The sequence below is a fragment of the Streptomyces sp. HUAS 31 genome (genome assembly GCF_028198125.1).
Taxonomy (GTDB): Bacteria; Actinomycetota; Actinomycetes; order Streptomycetales; family Streptomycetaceae; genus Streptomyces; species Streptomyces chartreusis.
The window spans coordinates 4,120,368-4,145,649 of sequence record NZ_CP116353.1 but is presented as its reverse complement, the minus strand read 5'-3'; the positions used below and the strand labels follow the sequence as shown (position 1 = coordinate 4,145,649).

At 71.1% G+C, this 25,282-nt stretch carries 24 protein-coding genes; 11 read left to right on the top strand and 13 right to left on the bottom strand.

The features are described from left to right. Window positions 1-174 precede the first annotated feature (174 nt). Window positions 175-1,455, bottom strand: a complete 1,281-nt coding sequence (locus PGH47_RS18265) for a M6 family metalloprotease domain-containing protein (protein ID WP_271664315.1) — start codon at window positions 1,453-1,455, stop codon at window positions 175-177. 315 nt (window positions 1,456-1,770) lie between these two features. Between PGH47_RS18265 and PGH47_RS18260 the strand changes: the two genes are divergently transcribed. Together PGH47_RS18260 and PGH47_RS18255 are read left to right on the top strand one after the other, a co-directional pair. Beyond that, window positions 1,771-2,415 carry a TetR/AcrR family transcriptional regulator gene (locus tag PGH47_RS18260; protein WP_271664314.1) on the top strand — a complete coding sequence of 215 codons (645 nt, stop codon included), beginning with the start codon at window positions 1,771-1,773 and terminating at the stop codon, window positions 2,413-2,415. 150 nt (window positions 2,416-2,565) lie between these two features. Beyond that, window positions 2,566-4,110 (top strand): MFS transporter, encoded by a 1,545-nt coding sequence (locus PGH47_RS18255; protein WP_271664313.1) that lies wholly within the window; start codon window positions 2,566-2,568, stop codon window positions 4,108-4,110. A gap of 114 nt (window positions 4,111-4,224) precedes the next feature. On the opposite strand, the gene PGH47_RS18250 is transcribed toward PGH47_RS18255, so the two are convergent. Further along, entirely contained in the window at window positions 4,225-4,776 is a 552-nt protein-coding gene (locus tag PGH47_RS18250; protein ID WP_271664312.1) for a MarR family winged helix-turn-helix transcriptional regulator, read from the bottom strand. Between the two features lie 121 nt (window positions 4,777-4,897). Here PGH47_RS18250 and PGH47_RS18245 point away from each other — a divergent pair, with 121 nt between their 5' ends. Further along, on the top strand, window positions 4,898-5,683 hold the full coding sequence (locus tag PGH47_RS18245; RefSeq protein ID WP_271664311.1) for a dioxygenase family protein: 786 nt from the start codon (window positions 4,898-4,900) through the stop codon (window positions 5,681-5,683). Window positions 5,684-5,715: 32 nt separating this feature from the next. Here PGH47_RS18245 and PGH47_RS18240 read toward each other — a convergent pair whose 3' ends face one another. Next, window positions 5,716-6,246: a GNAT family N-acetyltransferase gene (locus tag PGH47_RS18240; protein WP_271664310.1), complete on the bottom strand. Its 531-nt coding sequence runs from the start codon at window positions 6,244-6,246 to the stop codon at window positions 5,716-5,718. 203 nt (window positions 6,247-6,449) lie between these two features. On the opposite strand from PGH47_RS18240, the gene PGH47_RS18235 reads away from it, so the two are divergent. Together PGH47_RS18235 and PGH47_RS18230 are read left to right on the top strand one after the other, a co-directional pair. After that, window positions 6,450-7,448 carry a sigma-70 family RNA polymerase sigma factor gene (locus PGH47_RS18235; RefSeq protein ID WP_271664309.1) on the top strand — a complete coding sequence of 333 codons (999 nt, stop codon included), beginning with the start codon at window positions 6,450-6,452 and terminating at the stop codon, window positions 7,446-7,448. Between the two features lie 371 nt (window positions 7,449-7,819). After that, complete coding sequence (locus PGH47_RS18230) at window positions 7,820-8,479, top strand: TetR/AcrR family transcriptional regulator (RefSeq protein WP_376052710.1); 660 nt, start codon at window positions 7,820-7,822, stop codon at window positions 8,477-8,479. Between the two features lie 345 nt (window positions 8,480-8,824). Here the strand turns inward: PGH47_RS18230 and PGH47_RS18225 are convergent, their stop codons facing one another. After that, window positions 8,825-9,793 carry a helix-turn-helix transcriptional regulator gene (locus PGH47_RS18225; RefSeq protein WP_271664308.1) on the bottom strand — a complete coding sequence of 323 codons (969 nt, stop codon included), beginning with the start codon at window positions 9,791-9,793 and terminating at the stop codon, window positions 8,825-8,827. A gap of 191 nt (window positions 9,794-9,984) precedes the next feature. On the opposite strand from PGH47_RS18225, the gene PGH47_RS18220 reads away from it, so the two are divergent. The 5 genes from PGH47_RS18220 (at window position 9,985) to PGH47_RS18200 (ending at window position 16,157) form a co-directional block, all read left to right on the top strand. After that, entirely contained in the window at window positions 9,985-11,433 is a 1,449-nt protein-coding gene (locus PGH47_RS18220) for an MFS transporter (RefSeq protein WP_271668089.1), read from the top strand. A 176-nt stretch (window positions 11,434-11,609) separates the two neighbouring features. Then, window positions 11,610-12,371 carry a DeoR/GlpR family DNA-binding transcription regulator gene (locus tag PGH47_RS18215; protein ID WP_030956965.1) on the top strand — a complete coding sequence of 254 codons (762 nt, stop codon included), beginning with the start codon at window positions 11,610-11,612 and terminating at the stop codon, window positions 12,369-12,371. A 39-nt stretch (window positions 12,372-12,410) separates the two neighbouring features. Beyond that, window positions 12,411-13,358 carry a 1-phosphofructokinase gene (pfkB, locus tag PGH47_RS18210; RefSeq protein ID WP_271664307.1) on the top strand — a complete coding sequence of 316 codons (948 nt, stop codon included), beginning with the start codon at window positions 12,411-12,413 and terminating at the stop codon, window positions 13,356-13,358. A gap of 286 nt (window positions 13,359-13,644) precedes the next feature. Next, on the top strand, window positions 13,645-15,774 hold the full coding sequence (locus PGH47_RS18205; protein WP_271664306.1) for a PTS fructose transporter subunit IIABC: 2,130 nt from the start codon (window positions 13,645-13,647) through the stop codon (window positions 15,772-15,774). A 119-nt stretch (window positions 15,775-15,893) separates the two neighbouring features. After that, on the top strand, window positions 15,894-16,157 hold the full coding sequence (locus PGH47_RS18200) for a hypothetical protein (RefSeq protein ID WP_271664305.1): 264 nt from the start codon (window positions 15,894-15,896) through the stop codon (window positions 16,155-16,157). Window positions 16,158-16,203: 46 nt separating this feature from the next. On the opposite strand, the gene PGH47_RS18195 is transcribed toward PGH47_RS18200, so the two are convergent. From PGH47_RS18195 to PGH47_RS18180, 4 genes are all read right to left on the bottom strand, one after another. Beyond that, window positions 16,204-16,950 (bottom strand): DUF6227 family protein, encoded by a 747-nt coding sequence (locus PGH47_RS18195; RefSeq protein WP_107905886.1) that lies wholly within the window; start codon window positions 16,948-16,950, stop codon window positions 16,204-16,206. A gap of 189 nt (window positions 16,951-17,139) precedes the next feature. Then, on the bottom strand, window positions 17,140-18,354 hold the full coding sequence (locus tag PGH47_RS18190; protein WP_271664304.1) for a L,D-transpeptidase: 1,215 nt from the start codon (window positions 18,352-18,354) through the stop codon (window positions 17,140-17,142). Between the two features lie 181 nt (window positions 18,355-18,535). Continuing rightward, a complete protein-coding gene (locus PGH47_RS18185; RefSeq protein ID WP_271664303.1) occupies window positions 18,536-19,564 on the bottom strand; it encodes a P1 family peptidase in 1,029 nt (342 codons plus the stop codon). Between the two features lie 107 nt (window positions 19,565-19,671). Continuing rightward, window positions 19,672-20,910, bottom strand: coding sequence for a low temperature requirement protein A (locus PGH47_RS18180; protein ID WP_271664302.1), 1,239 nt, complete (start codon window positions 20,908-20,910; stop codon window positions 19,672-19,674). A 145-nt stretch (window positions 20,911-21,055) separates the two neighbouring features. Here PGH47_RS18180 and PGH47_RS18175 point away from each other — a divergent pair, with 145 nt between their 5' ends. Further along, window positions 21,056-21,241, top strand: coding sequence for a hypothetical protein (locus tag PGH47_RS18175; protein ID WP_107905882.1), 186 nt, complete (start codon window positions 21,056-21,058; stop codon window positions 21,239-21,241). A 4-nt stretch (window positions 21,242-21,245) separates the two neighbouring features. Here PGH47_RS18175 and mscL read toward each other — a convergent pair whose 3' ends face one another. From mscL to PGH47_RS18150, 5 genes are all read right to left on the bottom strand, one after another. Further along, window positions 21,246-21,704: a large conductance mechanosensitive channel protein MscL gene (mscL, locus tag PGH47_RS18170; protein WP_126901841.1), complete on the bottom strand. Its 459-nt coding sequence runs from the start codon at window positions 21,702-21,704 to the stop codon at window positions 21,246-21,248. Between the two features lie 129 nt (window positions 21,705-21,833). After that, complete coding sequence (locus PGH47_RS18165; protein WP_365105283.1) at window positions 21,834-22,334, bottom strand: hypothetical protein; 501 nt, start codon at window positions 22,332-22,334, stop codon at window positions 21,834-21,836. Between the two features lie 203 nt (window positions 22,335-22,537). Then, window positions 22,538-23,380, bottom strand: a complete 843-nt coding sequence (locus tag PGH47_RS18160) for an S-methyl-5'-thioadenosine phosphorylase (RefSeq protein ID WP_271664300.1) — start codon at window positions 23,378-23,380, stop codon at window positions 22,538-22,540. 80 nt (window positions 23,381-23,460) lie between these two features. Next, window positions 23,461-23,787: an FmdB family zinc ribbon protein gene (locus PGH47_RS18155; protein WP_271664299.1), complete on the bottom strand. Its 327-nt coding sequence runs from the start codon at window positions 23,785-23,787 to the stop codon at window positions 23,461-23,463. 67 nt (window positions 23,788-23,854) lie between these two features. Next, a complete protein-coding gene (locus PGH47_RS18150; RefSeq protein WP_271664298.1) occupies window positions 23,855-25,147 on the bottom strand; it encodes an MFS transporter in 1,293 nt (430 codons plus the stop codon). Window positions 25,148-25,282 lie beyond the last annotated feature (135 nt).

Here is a 25,282-nt window from a genome sequence, read left to right as displayed (position 1 = left end):
CGCACGCACGCGGCGACCTGGCCACACGCCCGAGCACCAATATCCGAGCCAAGCTCACTATCGAGACCCCGGCCAACACTCGTGCGCACCCTCATCACCCCCAGCCCCGATTCCCCCAGCCCCGATTCACCCCACGCCCGATTCACCCCACGCCCGATTCACCCCACCCCCGATTCACCCCCGCTCCACCCGCACCCGATAACTCCCCGCCAGATCCACCCCCAGCACCGTCACCTTCACCCCCCGCTCCTCGTCCCGGAACTCCTCCCCGGGGCCGAACGTCGCGTCGGACAGTTCCGCGTGGACGTTCGGGCTGCGGGTGCAGCCGCCGCTGTCCTCGTGGGAGTCCTCGACCTTGACCGGGCCCATCCCGGTGTCCACGTCCGCGTCGACCTTGTAGATCAGGACGCCGGGGCGGCACACGGACTCGTCGTTGCCCTCGCGGGTGCGCAGCTCCATGGCGTAGCCGCTGCGGCGGCTGAGGGGTACGAAGATCAGCTTCGGGCCGCCCTCGCGGGCCAGCGGGGTGAGGGCGTACTCCGAGGTCCCGGGGTTCGCCGCGCACCGTACCTGTGCGCCGTCCAGCCAGCCCAGCTTCCACTTGTGCCAGCCCAGCATGTCGTTGTTGGCCCCCCAGTCCTCGCTCATGATGTCCCAGTGGCCGACCGCGGCCCCGCCCTCGGCGGTGTAGAGGTCGGGCAGGCCGAAGACATGGCCGTTCTCGTGGGGGAGGACCCGGTAGCCGGTGCGGTGGTAGGTGCCGGAGCCGTCGTCCTGGCGGGAGTAGACGAAGGACGCGTTGGCCACCGAGACGCCGTCGGCGACCGGGGCCTCGGTGTTCCCCGCGAAGGTCACCGACAGGACCGTGTCCAGGGCCGAGGGGCCGGCGTTCGGGGTGACCAGGACGTTCAGGAAGTCGTACGCGCGGAAGTCCACCTTCGGATCGGCGGCGACCACGATGTCCTGGACCAGCCGGCGGTACCCGGGGTCGAAGGGGGCGCCGCGCTCTATGCCGTAGGCCCGGAAGGACTTGGGCATCCGCAGCCAGCCGGATATCGGGGTCTCGGGACGGTAGTCGAGGCGGCCGTAGGAACTGGTGCGGAACCAGTCCTGGGTCTGCGGGAAGAACTCGTCGAAGCGGTCGAGCGCGCGGCCCGGACCGGGCGCGTCGGGGAAGTCGACCATGACGGTGAGGGCGCGGACGGTGCCGGTGGAGCGGGAGTAGCCGCGCGTGGTCGGCACTCCCTCCGACATCTGGATCGTGGGCCGGCCGGTGATCATGCAGGGGCGCAGGGCGGAGGGGTGCTCCGGCGAGATCGGGCCCGCCCCGGCCACCGTCGAGGTGTCCGCCGTGAAGTGCCCGGTGCCTGCCGAGGTGCTGACCGCGAAGGTCAGGGCGGTCACGGAGACGAGGGCGGCGACACGGCGGGGGCGTATCCGACGGCTCGGCTGCATGCATGGGCCCTTCAGTCCATGGCAGCCCGCCGGCCTGCGCGCTGCACCCTCTCGATCACCCTGTGTCGAGGGGTGCTTGGGCGCGCGCTGGAGGAGACCGAACGTGGGTTTCTTCCCGGAAACCGCATACTCAATCGCATGTGACTCAGGTCACATGGAATCTTTCCCCGGTCGGGAAATAACCGGGGATCGTCTCCCCGTTTAGCCATGTGTCCGAGCGAAACGGGGACAGCGTCCCCGGATCGTCACCCGGCGGCAACAACCGCCGGTCACCGGCGGCAACAACCGCCACCCCAGCAGCATCAGGAGTACGCCGTGCAGACCGTGACCCCCGAAGCGCGCAGGGCGCCCCGGCCGCGCGCCGACGCCTTGCGCAACCGGGAGCGGATCGTCACCGCCGCCCGGGAGATGTTCGTCGAGTTCGGCCCCGATGTGCCGCTCGACGAGATCGCCCGCCGGGCCGGCGTCGGCAATGCCACGGTGTACCGCAACTTCCCCGACCGCGACGCACTGGTCCGCGAGGTCGTCTGCTCCGTCATCAACCGTACGATGGCGGCGGCCGAGCTCGCGCTCACGCAGACCGGGGATGCCTTCGAGGCTCTGGAGCGCTTCGTGCACACCGCCGCCGACGAGCGGATCAGCGCGTTGTGCCCGATGGTCCAGAGCGCCTTCGACCAGAACCACCCCGATCTGGAGGCCTCGCGCGAGCGGTGCGAGCGCCTCGTCGGAGCGATCATGGACCGCGCCAAGGCGGCCGGCCAGCTCCGCTCCGACGTGGACGTCGGCGACGTCATGATCGCCGCGGCCCAGCTCAGCCGGCCCCCGGCCGGAACCGGGTGCGACATCGCCGACCGCTACGTCCACCGTCATCTTCAGCTGTTCCTGGACGGACTGCGGGCCCCGGCCCGTTCGGTTCTGCCGGGCACGGCGCTGACCATGGAGGACCTGCGCAAGGCATGACCTGACCGCTCAGTCCTGAGCATCACGGCAGTCATCACACCGTACGCAGCCGAATCAATCGATTCCTGAATCGCACCGGCCGTCACAGCCGACGAGCCGTCCCCTTTCCTTTCGCTTTTTCCGTCACGAAGTCCCGAAGTGGGTACCCCCATGTCTGAAACAGCCGCGAAGGCTCCCGGCAGCGCCCTCGGCGCCGCCGTCGATACCAACCGCTGGAAAGCGCTCGCGTTCATCGCGATAGCCCAGCTGATGGTCGTCCTCGACGCGACCATCGTGAACATCGCACTGCCCTCCGCCCAGCAGGACCTGGGCATCTCCGACGGCAACAGGCAGTGGGTCGTCACGGCCTACGCCCTCGCCTTCGGCGGTCTGCTGCTCTTCGGCGGTCGTATCGCCGACCTGTGGGGCCGCAAGCGCGCCTTCGTCGTCGGTCTCGGCGGCTTCGCCGCGGCCTCCGCGCTGGGCGGAGCCGCCACCAACGAGGCCATGATGTTCGGCGCCCGTGCCCTCCAGGGCGCGTTCGGCGCGCTGCTCGCCCCGGCCGCGCTCTCCCTGCTCGCCGTGATGTTCACGGACGCCAAGGAGCGCGCGAAGGCCTTCGGCATCTACGGCGCCATCGCCGGTGGTGGCGGTGCGGTCGGTCTGATCCTCGGCGGATTCCTCACCGAGTACCTGGACTGGCGCTGGACGTTCTTCGTCAACATTCCGTTCGCCATCGTCGCCGCGGCCGGTGCCTGGTACGTCATCCGTGAGCCCGAGGGCGGCCGCAACCGCTCCGCGCTCGACATCCCCGGCGTGATCCTGTCCACCCTCGGTCTGGTCTCGCTGGTCTACGGCTTCACCCGCGCCGAGTCCGAGGGCTGGAGCGACTCGATGACGATCGGCATGTTCGTCGCCTCCGGCGTCCTGCTGCTGGCGTTCGTCCTGGTCGAGTCCAGGGTCAAGGCCCCGCTGCTGCCGCTGCGCGTGGTCACCGAGCGCAACCGCGGCGGTATCTACCTCTCGCTGGGCCTCGCGATCATCGCGATGTTCGGCCTGTTCCTCTTCCTCACCTACTACCTCCAGATCGTCAAGGGCTACTCGCCGGTGAAGACCGGCTTCGCCTTCCTGCCGATGATCGCGGGCATGATCACGGGTTCCACCCAGATCGGCACCCGTCTGATGACCCGGGTCGCGCCGCGGCTGCTGATGGGCCCCGGCTTCCTGGTCGCCGCCCTCGGCATGCTGCTGCTGACCCAGCTGGAGATCGGCTCCTCCTACGCCGCGCTCCTGCTGCCCGCGATGCTGCTGCTCGGCCTCGGCATGGGTACGGCGTTCATGCCGGCCATGTCCCTGGCCACCCAGGGCGTCAAGCCGCAGGACGCCGGTGTCGCCTCCGCGATGGTCAACACCTCGCAGCAGGTGGGCGGCGCCATCGGTACGGCCCTGCTGAACACGATCGCCGCCTCGGCGACCACGTCCTACATCGCCGACCACATCGCCGGTGCCTCCAACAAGTCCCAGCAGCAGCTGGTCCAGCTTGAGGGCATGGTCGAGGGCTACACCAGCGCCATCTGGTTCGCCGTCGGCATCCTGGTCGTGGCCGCGGGCATCGCGCTGACCCTGGTCAACGCAGGCCGCCCGGGCGGCTCGACGGTGGCCTCCTCCGAGGAGGGCGCCCAGGACGAGGTGGCGGTGCCGGTCGTCGCGCACTAGTCGCGCGACGACGACCGCCCGGTCGTACCCCTTGGGACGAGCCGTACGTACGGGGATGGGGACGCTCCATACATACGGCCTTCAGGACCTGCCCGGCCTCGCTGAATGAGCGGTTCAGCGGAGCCAGGGCAGGTCCGCACCCGCTTCCGTCGGCTGCAGGCCCTCGGCGACGATCCGCATGATCTCGCCGAGGGCCTTCTGCTGTTCCTCGGTGAGGCGGTCGAACATCGCCTGGCGCACCGCCTCCACATGGCCCGGTGCGGTCTCCTTGAGCACCGCCACGCCCGCGTCGGTCAGCACGGCGAACTGGCCCCGCTTGTCGTCGGGGCAGTCCTCGCGCCTGACCCAGCCGTTCTTCTCCAGCCGGGCGATGGCGTGCGAGAGACGGGATCGGGTGATCTTGGCGTACATCGCCAGCTCGGTCATCCGCAGCCGGCGGCGCGGCGACTCGGCGAGCTTGACCAGCAGGCCGTAGTAGATGTGCGGCATGCCCGCGTCCCGCTGGAGCTGGCGGTCCAGGTGGTCCTCCAGCAACGTGACCGCGTCCAGATAGGTGCGCCAGACCCGCTGCTGCTCGTCGGTCAGCCAGCGGGTCTCCTGCGCGGGCGCGGACGAGGCGGATGCGGTCGCGGACGCGGGCGGCGCGGGGGTCGATGCCGTATTCATGTACTCCACTGTACGAGAGCTCTCCTTGAAATTTTAACTACCTGGACGTACGGTTTTCCCGTAAGGAATGTTTAGACTTAAAGCACCTGAAGGCTTCAGGTCTACGGAGGGAGTCGTCGTCATGTCCGCCGCCGCACAGGAGCGCATGCCCGCCCTCTATCTCAGCCACGGCGCCCCACCGCTCGCGGACGACCCGATCTGGCCCGGCGAGCTCGCGGCCTGGTCCGCCGGTCTGCCGCGCCCCAAGGCGATCCTCATGGTCTCCGCCCACTGGGAGGAGGCCCCTCTCGCCATCGGTGCCACCGAGCGCGTTCCTCTCGTCTACGACTTCTGGGGATTCCCGGAGCACTACTACCAGGTGACCTATCCGGCCCCCGGCGCACCCGAGCTCGCCGCGTCCGTGCGCAAGCTGCTGCGCGCCCCCGGCATCCCGGTGCAGGACATCCCGGACCGCGGCCTCGACCACGGCGCCTACGTCCCCCTCGTCGAGATGTACCCCGAGGCGGACATTCCCGTCCTCCAGGTCTCCATGCCGACCCTCGACCCCGTCGAGCTGATGGAGATCGGGCGCAAGCTGGCGCCGTTGCGCGACGAGGGCGTGCTGATCGTCGGCTCCGGCTTCTTCACCCACAACCTCGCCGCACTGCGCCAGGGCGGCATCCCCGCCTGGTCCGTGGAGTTCGACGACTGGGGCCGGCGGGCGCTGGAGAGCCGCGACTGGGACGCCCTGCTGGACTTCCTGCACAAGGCCCCGGCCGGCCGCTACGCCCACCCGCGCACCGAGCACTTCGCCCCGCTCTTCGTGACGATGGGCGCGGCGGACGCGGCCGGCGAGCAGGCGGCCCAGAAGTCCGTGATCGACGGGTTCTGGATGGGGCTGGCGAAGCGATCGGTGCAGTTCGGCTGAGAACCCGTCGCGGCCGCCCGTGCCGGTTGGGCTCAGAGGTCCTTCTCGTACCAGGCCACGTCCCAGTACCGGCCGAACTTGCGGCCCACCTCGCGGAACGTGCCGACGTACCGGAAGCCGAACCGCTCGTGCAGCCGGACGGACGCCTCGTTCGGCTGGGCGATGCCCGCGTAGGCGCGGTGCAGGTCCTCGCCGGCCAGCGCGTCGAACAGGGCCTTGTACAGCAGGGTCCCGATGCCGCGCCGGCCGGCGTCCGGCGCGAGGTAGACGGTCACCTCGACGGAGGTCGCGTACGCGGGCTTCGGCCGGTGCGGGCTCGATGTGGCATAGCCGAGAATCCGCTGTGAGTTGCCCGTGGAGTCCGCCTCCGTGGCAACCATCAGGCGGTACGGGCCGTCTTCAGGGTGGGAGAGCAGCCAAGGGCGGCGCTCTTCCGGCGTGAACACCGTGGTATCGAAGGTGATGGGCGTCTCGCGTACGTAGTGGTTGTAGATGGCGACGAGGGCATCGAGGTCGCTCTCGACTCCCGGCCTGACCTGCACTTCTGTACGCCCCGACGGCATCGGTCCTCCTCTGTGGCCCGGCAGGATACTGCAAGATCAGAAAAATAGGGGGGCGGGTTGGGAATTCTGTCCTGATTCCAGTCGTTGTTTCCATCGAACGGCGGGCACTCGACAAGAGTCCCGAACGTTCAACGAACCACCGCCCGCCCTCCCCTTCTCTCGAGTGCGCTCGAGCGGGGGGACCCCACCGCAAGGGAGCACGCATGGCAACCCGTGCCGTCGCCCGTCGTCAGTCCGCCACCGGCGGGACCGCCGACGCGGCAAGCAGTGTTCGCGCCCATGGCGGCGAGATCGCGGACCGCGACCTGGTCGGCATGTACCTCGACGAGATCGCGCGTACGCCGCTTCTCGACGCAGCCAAAGAGGTCGAGTTGTCGCAGATCATCGAAGCGGGTGTGTTCGCCAGGCAGGTCCTCGACGGGTACGAGGAGGCCAAGGCCGACGCCACCCGTGACGAGCTCGAAGCCCTCGTCGCCGACGGAGAGCGTGCCAAGGACATCTTCATCCGCTCCAACCTCCGCCTGGTCGTCGCGGTGGCCCGGCGCTACCCGCGCAGCGGCCTGCCCCTGCTCGACCTGATCCAGGAGGGCAACGCCGGCCTGGTGCGCGCGGTGGAGAAGTTCGACTACCGCAAGGGCTTCAAGTTCTCGACGTACGCGACCTGGTGGATCCGTCAGGCCATCACGCGCTCGATAGCCGACCAGTCCCGCACCATCCGTCTCCCCGTCCACCTGGTCGAGGAGTTGGGCCGTATCCGGCGCGTCCAGCGCGAGTTCAACCGCGAGCACGGCCGAGACCCGGAGCACACCGAGATCGCCGCCGAGCTCGGCTCGACGCCGGAGCGCGTCGCGGACGTCCTCGACTGGGCCCGTGACCCGGTGTCCCTCAACATGTCGGTGGACGACGAGGGGGAGACGCAGTTCGGCGACCTCCTGGAGGACACCTCGGCGGTCTCGCCCGAGCAGTCGGTCCTCACCCTCCTGCGCAGCGAGGAGTTGGACGACCTGATCGGCCGCCTCGACCAGCGCACGGCGTCCATCATCAAGATGCGCTACGGCATCGAGGACGGCCGCGAGCGCACCCTGACCGAGGTCGGCAAGGAACACGGCCTGACCCGCGAACGCATCCGCCAGATCGAGAAGCACGCCCTGCTGGAGCTGAAGAAGCTGGCACGCAGCACCGGCTTCGACGCGGCCGCCTGACCCTCGGGCGGCGGCGGGGGCGTACGCCCGGTGGCCAAAGACCGCGCAAACATGGCGATGTAACGCCGCTTCAATGCAGGGGCCACCGGGAACAAGACCTGCGGGCAAGGGAGTTCGGACCCGAGGCGACCGCCCTCGGGCCCCGGACGCAGACCGACCGACGAGCCTCACAACACCGGACCAAGTCCCGACGCACTCCCCCCGGCGCCGGGACTTCCCACGAGCCGGGCTTCGGCGCCCATCCCCCCTGGGTGCCGGGGCCCGGCTCTTTCCGCTTCCGCACGTCCGGACGGGCGGGTCACCCCGTACCTGAACCACGGGGTGGCCCGCCCGGATGGCAGATTGTGCCACATGGGCATAGCCTGCCGAACGTGACCAGCCCCACCCCCGCACAGCCCTCGGCCACCTCGTCGCCCTCCCTGACGGAGCGGCGCAAGGCGGCCACCCGCATGGAGATCGCGCGCGCCGCGGCCGCGCTCTTCGTGCGACGGGGACTGCGGGCCACCCGAGCCGAGGACATCGCCCAGGCCGCCGGCATCGCGCCGCGCACCTTCTACCGCTACTTCGCCACCAAGGAGGAGGCGGTGTCCCCGCTCTACGCGGTGGGCGCCGACCGCTGGACCCAGGCGGTCCGCGACGCCCCCGCCGAACTGCCCGTACCGCAGGCCCTGGAACACGCCCTGCGCCACACGCTGACCCCGGGCGCGGGCGTCTCGGAGGCCTCCTGGGAGTGGGCCCGCACCCTGGTCCGCCTCGCCATCTCGAACCCCGCCCTGCGCAAGGTCTGGGCCGAGGCGTGCCACGAGTCGGAGGCAAAACTGGCCGAGGCTTTGGCGCAAAGAAGCGGTACCGACAACGTTGCCGCCCACAATTTCGCCGCGGCGGTGGCAGCGGCGTCCGTCCGGGTGGCCGTAGAAACCTGGGCAACGGGGGACGCCCCGGCGGACGGCCCCCAGGGCCCGGCCGCGCAGGCCCTACGCAACCTGGACGCCCTGCGGAACTTTCCGTGGGAGGACATCACGGCGGTCTGAGGGTCGGCCCGAGGTTTGCGCCTGCGGGCCGGTGGGGGCTGGCCGCGCAGTTCCCCGCGCCCCTAGAAGCAGGGCGTTGCAGTGGGCCTGCGCCGAGACGTGACCGTAGCCCTGGCAACCGTTCGCGCAGTTCCCCGCGCCCCTACGGAGCCGCAGTCGCCCATGGCGGTGAGGGGACGTGCCGGGGGGTGTCCGCCCGCAGCGGCGGGCGTCAACAGACGCCGGCCTCTCTGTCCGAGGGCAACCGCCCGACCGAGGACGGAGACCCCCCGGCACGGCCCCGACCCACCACCACCCGTAGGCGCTACCCGCACCCCCACTCGGCGCGACGGGCCGCCGCAGGCGTCACACCTGCGCCGCCCGACTCAACCGCCCACCCAACTCCCGCACACACCGCACCAGTTCCTCCGGCGACTCCACCACGAACTCGCAGTCCACCATCGCCAGCCGCACCGCCATCCACTCCACCGCATCCCCCACGGCCCCCCGAAGCCGGCACCGCTCCCCACCGTCCAGAGCCTCCGGCACCCCCAACCACCCCGGCACCCGAGCCGCCACGAACTCCACCGGCGCATCGAACGTCACCGAGAACTCGTACGCCTCCTGCCGTCGCCACACCGACTGCCGCAGATACTCCGCCGCATTCCCCGTCGGCAACTCCCGCGGAGCGAACCGCGCCCCCGTGGCGAACGGCTCGCTCACCCGGTCCACCCGGAACGTCCGCCAGTCCCCCCGGTCGAGGTCGTACGCCACGAGATACCAACGCCGCCCGGTCGACACCAGCCGATACGGCTCGGTCAGACGCCGCGACTCCGTCCCGTCCTTCGCCCGGTACGCGAACCGCAACCGCTCCCGCCCCGCCACGGTCGACGCCATCACGGTCAGCGTCTCGGGCGCGATACTCGCCCCGTCCCCACTGGTCAGCGGCGTCGTCGCGGCCTGAAGCGTGCTCACCCGGTGCCGCAGCCGCGACGGCAGCACCTGCTCCAGTTTCGCCAGCGCCCGCACCGACGCCTCCTCCACCCCCTCGACCGCGTGCCCCGCCCCGGCCCGCAGCCCGACCGCGATCGCCACCGCCTCCTCGTCGTCCAGCACGAGCGGCGGCATCGCCTTGCCCGCGACGAGCCGGTAGCCCCCGTCGGCCCCCAGGGTGGCCTGCACGGGATAGCCGAGGTCCCGCAGCCGGTCGATGTCACGCCGCACCGTGCGCCGGGACACCCCGAGCCGGTCGGCGAGTTCGCCGCCGGGCCACTCGCGGGGCGTCTGAAGGAGCGAGAGGAGGGTCAGGAGCCGTGCCGGAGTGTCCGTCGTCATGTTTTCGAGGATGCCGTAGAACTAGGACACGATCTGACCTAATGAGGCCATAGCTTTGAGCCATGACCGCAACCGAGACAGAACCGGCGCGTGTGACCAGCGACAAGGCACAGCCCAGCAGCAAGCGCACCACCCAGTCCTCCGCCTCCGCGGCCACCGACCGCCGTCGATGGTTCGCCCTGGCGATCGTGATGACCGCGGCCTTCATGGACCTCGTCGACGTCACGATCGTCAACATCGCCATCCCGTCGATCCAGCGGGAGGCCGGCGCGTCGTTCAGCCAGATCCAGTGGATCACCGCCGGCTACGCGCTCGCCTTCGCCGCCGGTCTGATCACCGGCGGCCGTCTGGGTGACATACACGGCCGAAAGAAGCTGTTCCTGATCGGTATCGGCGGCTTCACGCTGGCCTCGGCGCTGTGCGGCTTCGCCGCCAACCCGGAGATGCTGGTCGCCTCCCGCATCCTCCAGGGCGCGATGGCGGCGCTGATGGTCCCGCAGGTTCTGTCGATCGTGCACGCCACCTTCCCGGCGCACGAACGCGGCAAGGTCTTCGGTCTGTTCGGCGCGGTCGTCGGACTCGGCGCGGTCACCGGCCCGCTGCTCGGCGCGCTGCTGACGGAGTGGAACCTGTTCGGTCTCGAATGGCGCCCGATCTTCCTGATCAACCTGCCCGTCGGCATCGCGGGTCTGATCCTGGGCAGCCGTTTCATCACCGAGTCCAAGGCACCGAAGGCGCTGAAGCTGGACCTCGTCGGCGTCGCGCTGGTCACCATCGGTCTGCTGATGCTGCTCTACCCGCTGACCCGCGGCCGTGAGCTGGACTGGCCGGTGTGGGGGTACGTGTCGATGGCGGGCGCGTTCGTGGTCCTCGCGGTGCTGGTGCTCTTCGAGCGCCGGAAGGCGGCCCGCGACGGCTCGCCGCTCGTCGAACTGTCGCTGTTCAAGGTGAAGAGCTTCGCGGCCGGCATCGCCGTACAGACCGTCTTCGGTGTGGCGCTCGGCATCTTCTTCCTGGTCTGGACGCTGTACATGCAGTTCGGTCTGGGCTGGAGCCCGCTGAAGGCCGGCCTCACCGGCATCCCGTTCTCGATCGCGGTCTCGACCGCGGCCGGTCTGTCCGTGCAGCAGCTGGTCCCGCGCTTCGGCCGCAAGGTGCTCCAGGCGGGCGCGCTGGTGATGGCGCTCGGCGTCCTGCTCTACATCTGGGAGGCGAACCGTTACGGCCTGTCCATCGCCCCCTGGCAGATGGCCCTGCCGCTGGTCGTGATGGGTGTCGGCATGGGTCTGATCGTGGCTCCGCTGACGGACGCGATCCTCTCCGAGGTGCCGCGCGAGCACTCCGGTTCGGCGTCGGGCCTCATCAACACCGTCCAGCAGATGGGCAACGCGCTCGGCCTCGGCCTGGTCTCGGTGGTCTTCTTCGGCGTCGTCGACGACAAGCTCGCGCAGGCCAAGGAGCCCACGGCGGCCGGCCTGGCCTTCGCGGACGGCTTCCAGAACGCGCTGTGGTGGGTCGCCGCGGTGCTGGGTGTCATCTTCCTGCTGATGTCGGCGCTGCCCAAGCGACCGGCGCAGCACGTCGAGGGCACCGACGACTCGGCGCCGGCGATGGACAAGGAGCCCGCGCTCGCGGGCTGAGAGCGGGGGAGGGAGGGGCCCGGCACTTCGGTGCCGGGCCCCTTGTTGTTTCCGTATCGCCCATGCCAGAAGCCCAGTCATGCCCGATTGGGCCCGAACCTGTTTACATTCCAGAAATCCGGGCGTAGCCTCCTCGCGAAACCACAAGTTCGGGCACAGTTCGGAGGCGAACGGACATGTACGCACCGGAGCGGCAGCAGGAGATTCTCCGGCTGGCCCGTGACGGCGGCCGGGTGGACGTCCTGTCGCTGGCCGAGGAGTTCCAGGTGACGGCGGAGACGATCCGCCGGGACCTGAAGGCCCTCGACCGCGCCGGGCTCGTACGCCGGGTGCACGGTGGTGCCATCCCCGTCGGGCGCCTCGACTTCGAGCCGGACCTCGCCGAGCGGGAGGGAACGGCGGCCGACGAGAAGGACCGCATCGCCAAGGCCGCCCTCGCCGAGCTGCCCGCCGAGGGCACGATGATCCTCGACGCCGGTACGACGGTGGCCCGCATGGCCGCCGCGCTGCCGCTGGAGGCGTCCCTCACCGTCGTCACGCACAGCCTGCCCATCGCGGCCCGCCTCGCGGACCACCCCGGCATGCAGCTGCATCTCGTCGGGGGGCGCGTGCGGCACCGTACGCGCGCCGCCGTGGACGCCTGGGCGCTGCGGGCGTACGGCGAGATCCGGGCCGACGTCCTGTTCGTCGCGGCCAACGGCTTCTCCGCCGAGCACGGTCTGACCACCCCGGACCTCGCCGAGGCGGCCGTGAAACGGGCGGCCGTGGCCGCGGCCCGCCGGGTGGTGCTGCTCGCCGACTCCTCCAAGCACGGCCAGGAGCACTTCGCCCGCTTCGGTGACCTGGGCGACGTGGACCTGCTGATCACCGACAGCGGGCTGAGCCCCGAAGACGCCACCGCCATCGAGCGCGGCGGCACTGAAGTGCTCTGTGTCTAGAGCGGCACAGAAGTGCTGTGTGTTGAGAAACGAGTGCGCATGATCCTCACCGTCACCCCGAACCCGTCCCTGGACCGCACCTACGAGGTCCCCTCCCTCGACCGCGGCGAGGTCATCCGCGCCACCGGTGAGCGCATGGACCCGGGCGGCAAGGGCGTGAACGTCTCGCGGGCGGTCGCGGCAGCCGGGCGGCGCACGGTCGCGGTGCTGCCCCTGGGCGGTGCGCCCGGCGCGCTCGTGGCCGACCTGCTCGACGCGCAGGGCATCGAGGTCGCGCCGGTCCCGGTCGCCGGTGCCACCCGCTCGAACATCGCGCTCGCGGAGTCGGACGGCGTACTCACGAAGATCAACGCACCCGGCCCCGAACTGTCGGAGGCCGAGCAGGAACTCCTCCTGGAGACGGTCCGCGAGCAGTCGCGCGACGCGGACTGGATCGCCTGCTGCGGCAGCCTGCCGCGCGGACTCGCGCCGTCCTGGTACGCCGATGTCGTCGCCCGCGCCCACGCGGGCGGCGCCCGGATCGCGCTGGACACCTCCGGGCCCGCCCTCCTCGAAGCCCTCCGCGCCCGCCCGGACGTGGTGAAGCCGAACGCCGAGGAGCTCGCGCAGGCCGTCGGCCACCCCCTGACCACCGTGGGCGACGCGGTGAAGGCCGCCGAGGAACTGCGCGGGATGGGCGCGCGTGCCGTGCTCGCGAGCCTGGGCGCGGACGGACAGTTGCTCGTGGACGACGAGGGTGCCTGGTTCGGCAGCGCGCGGGTGGACGCCGTGCGCAGCAACGTCGGCGCGGGCGACTCATCCCTCGCCGGGTTCCTGATCGCCGGGGGGAGCGGGCCCGAGGCGCTCGCCTCCGCCGTCGCACACGGCGCGGCGGCCGTCGGACTGCCGGGCAGCGTGATGCCCTCGCCGGCCGATCTGGACCTGGCGGCGGTGACGGTCACGGCCGAAGTGCCGGTCGACCGCGTACTGAAGGAGCCGGTGTCATGACAAATGTCGTGGATGTCACGGTTATCGCCGGTTCGACTCTTGCCGGTACGACTCTTGCCGGTTCGACTCTTGCCGGTTCGACGGCCGACCGGCCGGGCTCACCGTTACTCACGGCCGCCCACTGCCGTCCACGGACCGCGGCCCCCCTCCTGAGCCGCCCCGCCGCCCGGGGGAGGCGCGGTTTCCCCGACCCCGTCTCCGTCACCCACACCGCCCCCCACACCGCCCCCGTCCCCTTCTCCGCCCACGAGACTCCCCGGGCGATACGCGTGCGAAGGAGCCCGCGATGAGCGACATGATCACCCCGGACCTGGTCGACCTCGACCTGTCCGCCGGGACCAAGGAAGCGGCGGCGCGCGCCCTCGCCGAGCGCATGGTGGCCAAGGGCCGGGTGACCGACCTGGAGGGCTTCCTCGCCGATGTGGCCGCCCGTGAGGCGCAGATGCCCACCGGCCTCGACGGCGGCATCGGCATCCCGCACTGCCGCAGCGAGCACGTCACCGAGCCGACGCTGGCCTTCGGGCGCAGCGCCGCCGGCATCGACTTCGGCGCGACGGACGGCCCGGCCGACCTGATCTTCCTGATCGCCGCTCCCGCGGGCGCCGACGACGCCCATCTGACGATCCTGTCCTCGCTGGCCCGGCAGCTGATGAACAGCGAGTTCACGGACGCCCTGCGGTCGGCGGGGGATCCGGCGTCGGCGGCGGCGCTGATCCGGGGCGAGGAGCCCCCGGGGGCCGCGGCCGGCGAGGCGCCCTCAGCGGCCGCGGCCGCTCCTTCCGAAGACTCCGTGGCGTCGTCGGTGGCGGCCTCCGCCGACGCCGCCACGGACACGACGGCCCCGGTGCCGGGAGCGCGCACCGAGGGCGTGAACGCCCCGGCGCCGGGCGCCCCGGCCGAGGCGCACGCCGACGACGAGCGCCCCTTCCGGATCGTCGCCGTCACCTCCTGCCCCACCGGCATCGCCCACACCTACATGGCGGCCGAGTCGCTGGAGAACGCGGGCCGTGAGGCGGGCGTCGAACTCGTCGTCGAGACGCAGGGCTCGGCCGGCTTCACCCGGCTCGACCCGGCCGTCATCGCCGCGGCGGACGGCGTGATCTTCGCCCACGACGTGGCCGTACGCGAGAAGGACCGGTTCGCCGGCAAGCCCACCGTCGACGTCGGCGTGAAGGCGGGCATCAACCGCCCGGCCGCCCTCATCGCCGAGGTCCGGGCCAAGGCCGAGCGCGGCGAGGCCACGGCGGCCGCCCGGCCCGGCACTCCGGTGGAGCGCGCGGGCGAACCCGGCGAGGGCTACGGCACCAAGCTGCGCAAGTGGCTGATGTCCGGCGTGAGCTACATGGTCCCGTTCGTCGCCGCCGGCGGTCTGCTGATCGCCCTCGGCTTCGCGATCGGCGGCTACCAGATCAACGAGGCCAAGTCGGTCACCGAGCACTTCGACTGGGGGCAGGTCGACAGCTGGGGCGCGCTGCTGTTCCAGATTGGCGCGGCGGCCTTCGGCTTCCTCGTCCCGGTCCTCGCCGGATACATCGCCTACGGCATGGCCGACCGGCCGGGTCTCGTGCCCGGCTTCGTCGGCGGTGCGATCTCGGTGACGATCGGCGCCGGGTTCCTCGGCGGTCTGGTCGCCGGTCTGATCGCCGGTGGTGTGGTCCTCGCCATCCAGCGCATCGACATCCCACCGGTGCTGCGCGGCATCATGCCTGTGGTGGTGATCCCGCTGGTGTCCTCGGCGGTCGTCGGCTTCCTGATGTTCGTGGTGATCGGCAAGCCGATCTCCGAGGCGCAGAAGGCCATGACCGACTGGCTGAACGGCCTCTCCGGCACCAACGCCGTCCTCCTCGGCGTCCTCCTCGGCCTGATGATGTGCTTCGACCTCGGCGGCCCGGTCAACAAGGTGGCTTACACCTTTGCGACGGCCGGCATCTCGGTCGCGGCGCCCAGCGACTCCGCGATGAAGATCATGGCCGCCGTGATGGCCGCAGGCATGGTCCCGCCGCTGGGCATGGCCCTGGCCACCACCATCCGCAAGAGGCTGTTCACCACCGCCGAGCGCGAGAACGGCAAGGCGGCCTGGGTGCTGGGCGCCTCCTTCATCTCCGAGGGCGCGATCCCGTTCGCGGCGGCCGACCCGCTGCGCGTCATCCCCGCCTCCATGGCGGGCGGCGCCGTCACCGGCGCGCTGACGATGGCCTTCGGCTCGACCCTGCGCGCCCCGCACGGCGGCATCTGGGTCACCTTCCTGATCGGCAAGCCGTTCCTCTACCTGCTGGCCATCGCGGCCGGTACGGCGGTCACGGCGGGCCTGGTCATCGTGCTGAAGGGCATGCGCAGGACGGCCCCGGACGGCACCCCGGCCGCGGAGTCCCCGGCGGCCGCCACCGCGGAGGCGAAGCAGCCGGTGGCGGCGTAGCCCGCCGCCGGACGAGCCGACCGCTTGTCCCTTTCGGGCGCTGTGAGTTGTTCACGGCACCTGCGATATACGTCACGGTCCGGGCCAATAGGCCCGGACCGTGGTGTCTACTGGGGTGCATGCCAGAAAATGTCTCGATCCTCCAGCTGCTGGGCCCGGTCGTCCTCGCCCTGGCGGCCGTGCTCTGGGTGATGGGACTCGTCCGCCTCCTGCGCCGCAACCGCCCCGAGGTGACCCCCTGGCAGGCCGACCCGATGCTCCCGGGGCTCCCGCACCAGCGGCAGACCGCCCCCGCGCTGGAGGCCGTCGAACTCACCCCGGCGGAACGGGACGCCTTCGCGGGCCTGGTGCGACAGCTCGGCGACGCCCGCGAGGATCACTGACCGGCCGAGTCGCCTCAACCGGCGCTCCACCGATACCGCTTCGGCGCTACGAGACCTGAGCCGCCCGCCGCTCCATCGCGTCCCGCGCCGCTTCCTCGGTGACGTACACCTCGCACATGTGCCGCCCGTCCGGCGTCGCCGTGTGCTCGACCTCCCAGAGGGAGACCTCCTCGCCGTCGCGCAGCAGGAAGGCGTGCTCGTAGAGCGAGAAGCACAGCCCGGCGCGGCCCGCACGGCACGGGCGCCCGAACGCCTGCGTGATCTGGTGCGCGAACGCCGTGGTCAGCAGCGTGGCCGTCTCCGTGCCCGGCCGGTCGGCGTTCTCCGCCCGGCGCAGCAGCCGGCGAGCGTGGTCCGCCGAGTCGTCCGGCACGTACGCGTGCCGGGGCGTGGGTATCGGCGACAACTGCACCGTCACCGGCAGTTCGAAGTCCGGCGCGTCCGGCGGCAGCGGCAGCCGCGCGGTCGCGGCACGCAGCTCCTCCTCGTCCGCGTACACCTCGTGCTGCGGTTCGCGGCCGCGCGCGGTGTTGTGGACGAGCTCCCACAGGGTGAGCGCCGAGCCGTCCGCGAGCAGCCAGGTGTGCCGGTACGTCTCGCGGTGCAGCCCCGCGCTGTGGTGCGCGGAGTGCAGCGAGCTGTCGTGGGCCAGCGCGCAGTCGAGCCGCCGTATGGCCTCGTCGGGCAACTCGAAGGAATTCAGGGCACGGCCGAGGAGTCGCGCGAGATGCTCCTCCGGAGACTCCGCCGACTCGGGTGGTTCGTACGCTGCCGTCTCGTACGGAACGCTCAAGGTTTCTCCCGGCGTTGCTGCATGTCACCTTGTGGGTGCATACCGTAGCCCCTCGGTCGGACATCATGTCCGGGAACCGAGAAAACGTACGTCCGGTAAAACGCGCGGGCCGCGCGAGAAGTTCCCGCGCGGCCCGACGAACTGTCAAGAATCCCTGCTCGGACGGCACTTCGGTGGATCACACGGTGATCACACGGCGCTGCCGGTGACCCACTCGCTCCACGCCATGTTCCAGCCGTTGAGGCCGTTGTCCGGCGTCACGGTCTTGTCGGGGGAGTTCTTGACGATCACGACGTCGCCGACCGTCGAGTTCTCGAAGAACCACTTGGAGGGCGTGTCCCCCTGTCCGCCCTGTACGTCCTGGAGGCCGACGCAGCCATGGCTGGTGCCCTGGCGGCCGAAGGGCGGGTTGCCCTTGTTGTACCAGTAGTTGCCGTGGATGAAGGTCCCCGACTGGGTCAGCCGCATCGCGTGCGGGACGTCCGGGATGTCGTACGCGTTGGCGAGTCCGACGGTCCGGCTGTCCATCCGCAGCTTCTCGAACTTCTCGGTGATCACCATCTGCCCGTTGTACGTGGTGAACTCCGAGCTGCCCGCCGAGATCGGCACCGACTTGAGCGTCTTTCCGTCCCGCACGACCGTCATCGTCTGCGTGTTGACGTCGACCGTGGAGACCTGCGAGTGACCGATGGTGAAGGTCACCGTCTTCTTCTGCACGCCGTAGACGCCGTTCGCGCCCTCGACGCCGTCCAGGTCGATCTTCATCGTGACCTTGGAGCCGGCCTTCCAGTACTCCTCGGGCCGGAAGTCGAGCCGCTGCTCGCCGAACCAGTGCCCGACCACCTTCTGCCCGCTGCTGGAGGAGACGGTGATGTGCGACTGGACGGCCTTCTTGTCGCCGATCGCCTTGTCGAAGTTGAACGACACCGGCATCCCGACGCCGACCGTGGTGCCGTCGTCGGGCGTGTACGTCCCGATGAAGCTGTTGGCCGAGGAGACGGTGGTGAAGGTGGAGTCGGCGGCGCTGCTGCGCCCGTCGCTGTCCTTCGCAGTGGCCGCTATGCGGTACTTCGTCCCGCGCTCCAGCTGCTCCTTCGGCTTCCAGGCGCCCCCGTCGGCGGACAGGGAGCCCGGCACGGCCTGCCCGCTCTCCGCCACCGTCATCTTCACCTCGGTCAGCTTGCCGTCGCTGACCTTCACGCCGGTCGAGTTGATCGACGCCCCGTTCGAGCCGTCCTTCGCCGAGATCTCGATCGTCGCGGCGGACGACTTGGAGTCCTTGCCGGCCTTGTCGTCGTTGTCGGCGTTGGCGCTGCCACCGCAGGCGGTGAGCGTCAGGGCGCCGATCATCAGGGCGGCACAGGCCCCCAGTGCGCGCCGCGCTGCTATGTCCGGCGTTGTCAAGATCTGCTCCATCTTCGTGCGATCTGCGGGATGCGTTCCGTTCCAGGGGGGAAGAGGTGACTGCCCCCGGACCGGGTTCCCAGCGTTCGCGGTGAATGCAGTCACGTGACAGAACCGCGACAATCGCCGGCACGGAGCAGCGGGGGAGGGGCCGCCGACCGGCCCCCACCGCCGCGGATCCCTACGCCCGGCCGTACAACTCCCCGTAGGACGGCCACAGTCCACCCGGCCCGTCCACCGACTCGGCCGCGCGCAGGGCCCGCACGATCGACCGGGTCACCGCGTCCGCGCCCGCCGCGAGGATCTCGTTCAGCGCGAGCGGATGCCCGGCGTCGAGCGGGCGCTCCCCGGTGGCCATCGCGAACACGGTGTCCCCGTCGTTGAGGAGATGCACCGGCCGCACGGCCCGCGCGATGCCGTCGTGCGCCGTGCCGGCCAGCTTCTGCGCCTGTGCCTTCGACAGGTCCGCATCGGTGGCGACCACGGCGAGCGTGGTGTTCAGCGGGGGCGGCGCGTTCTTCGCCGCGATCTCGGTGAGCCGCAGCCGCGCCGCCCGGTGGACGTCCTCCTCCGGATACCTCACCCGCCCCTGCAACAACTCCCCGTACAGCGCCCCGGTCTCGGGATCCACGGCCGACCCCGCCGCGTTGGCCACGACCAGCGCCGCCACGGTGATCCCCGAGTCGAGGACGGTGCTCGCGGTGCCGATCCCGCCCTTGACCGGCCCGACGGTGGCCCCCGTGCCCGCGCCCACGCAGCCCTGCCGCACCGGGGCGCCGGGTTCGCTCGCCGCGGCCGCCTCGACCGCCGCCCGGCCGGTTGCCGCGTCCGGCCGGGCCCGGAAGTCGCCGCCCCGCCCGAGGTCGAAGACACAGGCGGCGGGCACCACCGGCACGACGTGCGCCGGGTCCACCCCCACCCGCACCCCGCGCCGCTGCTCCTCTAGCCAGGCCATCACGCCGGACGCCGCGTCGAGCCCGTACGCGCTGCCGCCGGTCAGCACGATCGCCTCGACCTTCTGCACGAGATTGCGCGGATCGAGGGCGTCCGTCTCCTTGGTGCCGGGCCCGCCGCCACGCACGTCCACGGCGGCGACGGCCCCGCCCTCGGGCGCGAGCACGACGGTCGTGCCGGTGAGCCAGCCACCCCCGGCCCGCGTCTCGTGCCCCACCCGCAGTCCGGCGACATCTGTCAGAGCGTCAACTGTCATGGGGCCAGTCTCGTCCAGCCCCACCCCACGGCGCGGCACGCCGGCGTGAGGACCGGTCGTGCGGGGAGCGGGCGTGGTGTGCGGTGCGGGGTGGCTCGGCCGGGCGGTCAGGCCACCGGTGTTCTCGTCGCCGTCCCGCGGTCCCTGGACGTCATGCGTGCCGACAGGGTCTCCCCGGTAGCCACCGCCAGTGCCGAGACGATGCCGGCCGCCAGCACCCCCCAGTCGCCCAGGAACGTGCAGCAGATCACCAGCAGGGCCGCGGTCGGCAGCACCAGCTGCTGGGCGATGCCCACCTTGAAGTAGCGCGAGTGCAGCAGCCAGACCGTGAGCAGATACAGGGCTGTCGGCAGGGTCACCGCGGCCGACGCGGCCAGCGTCGAGATGTGCGCCTTGCCCACGGTCTGCTCGACCGCCACCTCCAGGCCCGCACCGATCGCGGCCGCCGAGGCGAAGACGACGTAGTGGCCGTAACCCCACAGGAAAGCCTGCCTGTTGGATCTCAGATGACCGTGGATCGGCACCACGAAGTAGATCCACCACGCGGCGAAGATGATCAGCAGTCCACCGGCGGCGATCGGCAGCAGATCGCCCAGGGCGTCGTTCTCGTCGATGCCGGTCTTCACCGCGACCGTGGCCGCCGCGATGGTCTCGCCGAGCACGATGATCGTGAACAGGCCGTACCGCTCGGCGATGTGGTGCGGGTGCCAGGAGGTGGGGTGTTCCCGCTCCGCGAACGGCGGCACGCACATCTCCAGGATCGCCATCGCCAGGAACCACCAGGGCCGGACGTCCTCGGGCAGGGCCACCAGGCCCACCCAGCCGATCTGACACAGCAGCACGCCGCCGGCGTACCGCAGGGCCATTCTCCGCTCCGGCCCCGAACTCGACCGGGCCACCCGCAGCCACTGCCCCACCAGGGCGAGCCGCATGATCACATAGCCGATCAGCACCGCCAGGTACTCGTGGTCCTCGAACGCCCGGGAGATCCCGGCCGCCAGCACCAGCACACCGGCGATCTGGAGCAGGGTGACGACGCGGTACAGCACGTCGTCGTTGTCGTAGGCCGAGGCGAACCAGGTGAAGTTCATCCAGGCCCACCAGATGGCGAAGAAGACCATCGCGTAGTTGAGGATCCCCTCGCCCGCGTGGCTCTCGGCGACCGCGTGCACCAGCTCGATGCCGGCCTGGGCGATGGCCACGACGAAACACAGGTCGAAGAAGAGTTCCAGCGGAGTGGCGACCCTGTGGGTCTCCCCACGGCCACGGGCACTGAGCCTGCGCAACGGGCGTCGGCGTCCCGGGGGGCGGGGCGAGTCCGGCGCGGGAGTGGAACTGGACGTCATGGGGACAAGCAGAGCAGATGGAGCGGGGAATTTCTCCTGTAGGGGATCACCCGCGTACGGGGGACCCGAGCCGTCCGCCCGGTGGCCGCAGCCAAGGGCGCCGTCGGCGCGAGGGCCGTCCCCGTGGGGGCCGTACCCTGGACGCATGAGCACCGCCCCCGACGCCGTCCCCGAGCAGCCCGAGCCGAAGGCCGCGCTGGTCTTCGACGACCCGCTGGACCAGCAGTCCTCGGACGACACGGACCGTGGGTGGGGCGACCGGCAGGGCGGCGGCGACAGCGCGGCCGACCTGAAGCGGTTCCTCGACGAGAAGCCGCCCCACCACATCTGAGCCGCTACCGCTCGTCGTGCCCCGAGCCGCGCTGGGCGACCAGGGCGTCGCGGATCTCCTTCAGCACCTCCAGCTCGGTCACCTCGATGACCTCGTGCGTGCTCTCCTTCGCCTTGCGGCGGGCCTCCACGCGGGCCAGGTACTTCGCCATGGGCAGGACCATCAGGAAGTAGACGACGGCCGCGGTGATCACGAAGCTGAGCGTCGCGCCGAGCACCGAGCCCCACAGGATCTGGATGCCCTCCTCGCCTTCGCAGGACGAGCTCAGGCACGAACTGTAGTGATCGAGGTTCTTGGTGCCGATCGCTCCGACCAGCGGGTTGATGACGCCCTTCACCACCGCGTTCACGATGTTGGTGAAGGCGGCACCGATCACCACCGCGACCGCCAGGTCGACGACGTTTCCGCGCATCAGGAAGGCCTTGAAGCCCTCCCAGACGCTCGGTCCCTTGTTCTCGCTCACTTCCGAGCCACCCCTTGCACACACAGCTTGTGGAACAGACCGCTCCGCAACCTACGTCAGCGCTCGGCCGTCCTGTCCAATCGGTCCCCTCCATCGAGCGACTTGACAGCGGGTCGCGCTTGATCGGGCTCAGCACAGTGTCACCGCCAGCCGGGCCGTCGCGCTCGCTCCGGCGAGGCGGGCCGCCGTGGCACGCGGCACCGACAGCACGACCAGCGCCCCGCTCTCCACAGCCGCGTCCACCGGCTCCGGCACCTTCGTCACCCGCGCCCCGCGCGCGACCACCCGCGCGTCACCGCCCGCCGCGGTCTCCTGCGCGGCGATCACATCGACACGGTCGCCGGGCCGCAGCAGCCGCACGGTGGCCCCGTCGGCGATCCGCACCGGCGCGGACACCCGCTCGACGGCCCGGTGCCGGCGTACCGGCTCCGCCGCCGGATGCCCCCGCGCCCCGTCGGCCTCCCCCGGGCCCGCCGCGACGAGTGCCGCCGCGGTCACGGCAAGTCCGGCCGCGAGAGCCCGCCTGCGGTGCCGCACGAGCCGGCGCAGCCGATGCCGCCCGCCCCGCACCCGTACCGGAGCGAAGTGCGGCACCCCACAGGTGGCCGGAGCGTCGGTGCCCGGCGGCAGGGGAGTACGGGGGGAAGAGGAGGAAGGGAACGGCGGAGCAACGGACACGGGGACCACCACCTGCGACGACGGAACGGCTTGCCCGCTCACGATGAGCCATCGCGCCGCCGCCCGCCGGGCCCTGTGGACGACCGACCGGCTGTGGAAAACTCCCCCACCCGAACGAGAAGTTCCACCGCGCGCAGGTGCCCCCCCCGCGCCCCCTACGGCAACACGAACCCCGGATCCATCCCGCCCAGCGCCTTCGTGCACAGGCAGTCCCGGTCCTCGTTCGCCGGCAGTCCCGCCACCGCGTCGAAGAGCACCCCCCGCAGCCGGTCCACGTTCGCCGCGAACACCCGCAGCACCTCGTCGTGGGAGACGCCCTCGCCCGTCTCGGCGCCCGCGTCCAGGTCGGTGACCAGCGTCAATGACGTGTAGCAGAGCTCCAGTTCCCGGGCGAGCGCCGCCTCGGGGTGGCCCGTCATGCCCACCACGGACCAGCCCTGCGCCTGGTGCCACAACGATTCGGCACGGGTGGAGAAGCGCGGCCCCTCCACCACGACCAGAGTGCCGCCGTCCACCGGCTCCCAGTCCCGTCCGCGCGCAGCCTTCAGCGCGGCCGCGCGCCCGGTGGGGCAGTAGGGGTCGGCCAGCGACACGTGCACCACGTTCGGCACGGTGCCGTCGGGCAGCGGCAGCCCGTCGAAGTACGTCCCCACCCGGGACTTCGTACGGTCGACCAGCTGGTCCGGCACCAGCAGCGTGCCCGGTCCGTACTCGGGGCGCAGACCGCCCACCGCGCAGGGGCCGAGGACCTGGCGGACGCCGAGCGAGCGCAGTGCCCAGAGGTTGGCCCGGTAGTTGATCCGGTGCGGCGGCAGATGGTGGCCGCGCCCGTGCCGGGGCAGGAAGGCGACCCGCCGGCCGGCGATCTCGCCGAGGAAGAGGGAGTCGCTGGGCGGCCCGTAGGGGGTCTCGACCTGTATCTCGGTCACGTCGTCGAGGAACGAGTAGAAACCGGAGCCGCCGATCACGCCGAGTTCGACGTTCGCCTTGTTCGCCATGTCCGCACCCTAACCGGACCCGGATATGCCGAGGACCCTGTCGCCGTACGACGACAGGGTCCCGTAAGAAGTGGTGCGCCCTACGCGGCGGAGCTGCTGGAGGAGCTGCCCGCGCTCGACGACTTCGAGTCCGAGGAGGACGAGGTCGACGAGGTGGAGGACGACGACGAGGAGGAGTCGGACGAGGAGGACGACGACTTCGAGGAAGCCGGCGAGCTGCTCGACGAGGAACCGCGGCTGTCGTTGCGGTAGAAGCCGGAGCCCTTGAAGACGATGCCGACCGCGGAGAAGACCTTCTTGAGGCGTCCCTGGCAGTTGGGGCACTCGGTCAGGGCGTCGTCGGTGAACTTCTGCACCGCCTCGAGGCCCTCGCCGCACTCGGTGCACTGGTACTGGTAGGTCGGCACTGTCTTCCTCCTGGCACTCTCACTCGATGAGTGCTAACGACGGTCCATAGTGACGTATTCCAGCCGCTCAGTCCACTGCCACCGGCACTCGGTGACCCACGCCACGTGCCACCGTACGGCCGGCGGACCGCGTCGCGAGCCGTGAACGCAGTGCCAGCAGGGTCGCGAGGGCCAGCAGTGTGCCGCCCATCGGCACCAGGAAACCGGCGCCGCCCCACAGGCGGTCCTCCAGATGCCCGGCGACCGTCACGGCGGCGGCCTGGCCGAGCGCGACCGCGCCGGTGAGCCAGGTGAACGCCTCGGTGCGGGCCCCGGCCGGAACCAGGCTCTCGACCAGGGTGTAGCCGGTGATCAGCGCGGGCGCGATGCACATGCCGACCAGCAGACCGAGGCCCGCCAGGACGAGCACGGAATGCGCGGTCCACAGGCCGGACGCGGCCAGCGCGAGGGCGGCGTAGCCGACGACGAGGCGGCGCTGCGGGGCCACCTTCCAGGCGATCGCGCCGCACGCGACGCCGGAGATCATGTTGCCCGCGGCGAAGGTGCCGTAGAGGACGCCGTTGAGTCCGGGTTCGCCGATCGACTCGGTGAAGGCGGCCAGCGAGACCTGCATGCCGCCGAAGACGGAACCGATGCCGAGGAAGCTCACGATCAGCACGCGCACCCCGGGGACGCGCAGCGCCGAAGTGTGCTCCACGCGTGCGTGCCCGGCGGGCGTGACCGAGGGCTGGGTGCTCTTCTGCGCGGCGAACAGCAGACCGCCGAGCAGCGTCAGCGCGGCCTCCGTGACCAGGCCCGCCGCCGGGTCGACGGCGGTGCACAGGGCGGTGGCCAGCAGTGGGCCGACGACGAAGGTGAGCTCGTCGGTGACCGACTCGAAGGCGGCGGCCGTCGTCATCAGGGGCGAGCCCTGGAGCTTGACGCCCCAGCGGGCCCGCACCATGGGGCCGACCTGCGGCACGGAGGCGCCGGTCGGCACGGCGGCCACGAACAACGCCCACAGGGGTGCGTGGGCCAGCGCCAGCCCGGTCAGGGTCAGACCGGACACGGTGTGCACGAGGACGCCGGGGATCAGGACGGCACGCTGTCCGTAGCGGTCGGCGAGCCGGCCGCTGTAGGGCGCGAACAGTGCCATGGAGACGCCGGTGACGGCCGCGGCGGCGCCCGCCGCGCCGTAGGAACCGGTGGTGTGCTGGACCAGCAGCACGATGGAGATGGTCAGCATCGCGAACGGCTGGCGTGCCGCGAAGCCGGGGACCAGGAACGTCCAGGCGCCGCGGGTGCGCAGCAGCTGTCCGTATCCGGGGCGGGAGGCGGCGGACGAGTCCTTCGACGGCTCGTGGGTGACCGTGGACGCCACGGCCCGTGCCTTTCTGCCACCTGGTAGCGCGGCCCCTGCGGGTGGGGGGCGGCGCCGAGAGCTGTCCTCTTGCGCGGAACTGCGGTAGATACCGGAGCCCACTTCGAGGAAGGACGTCCCGGCCGCCATACGGTC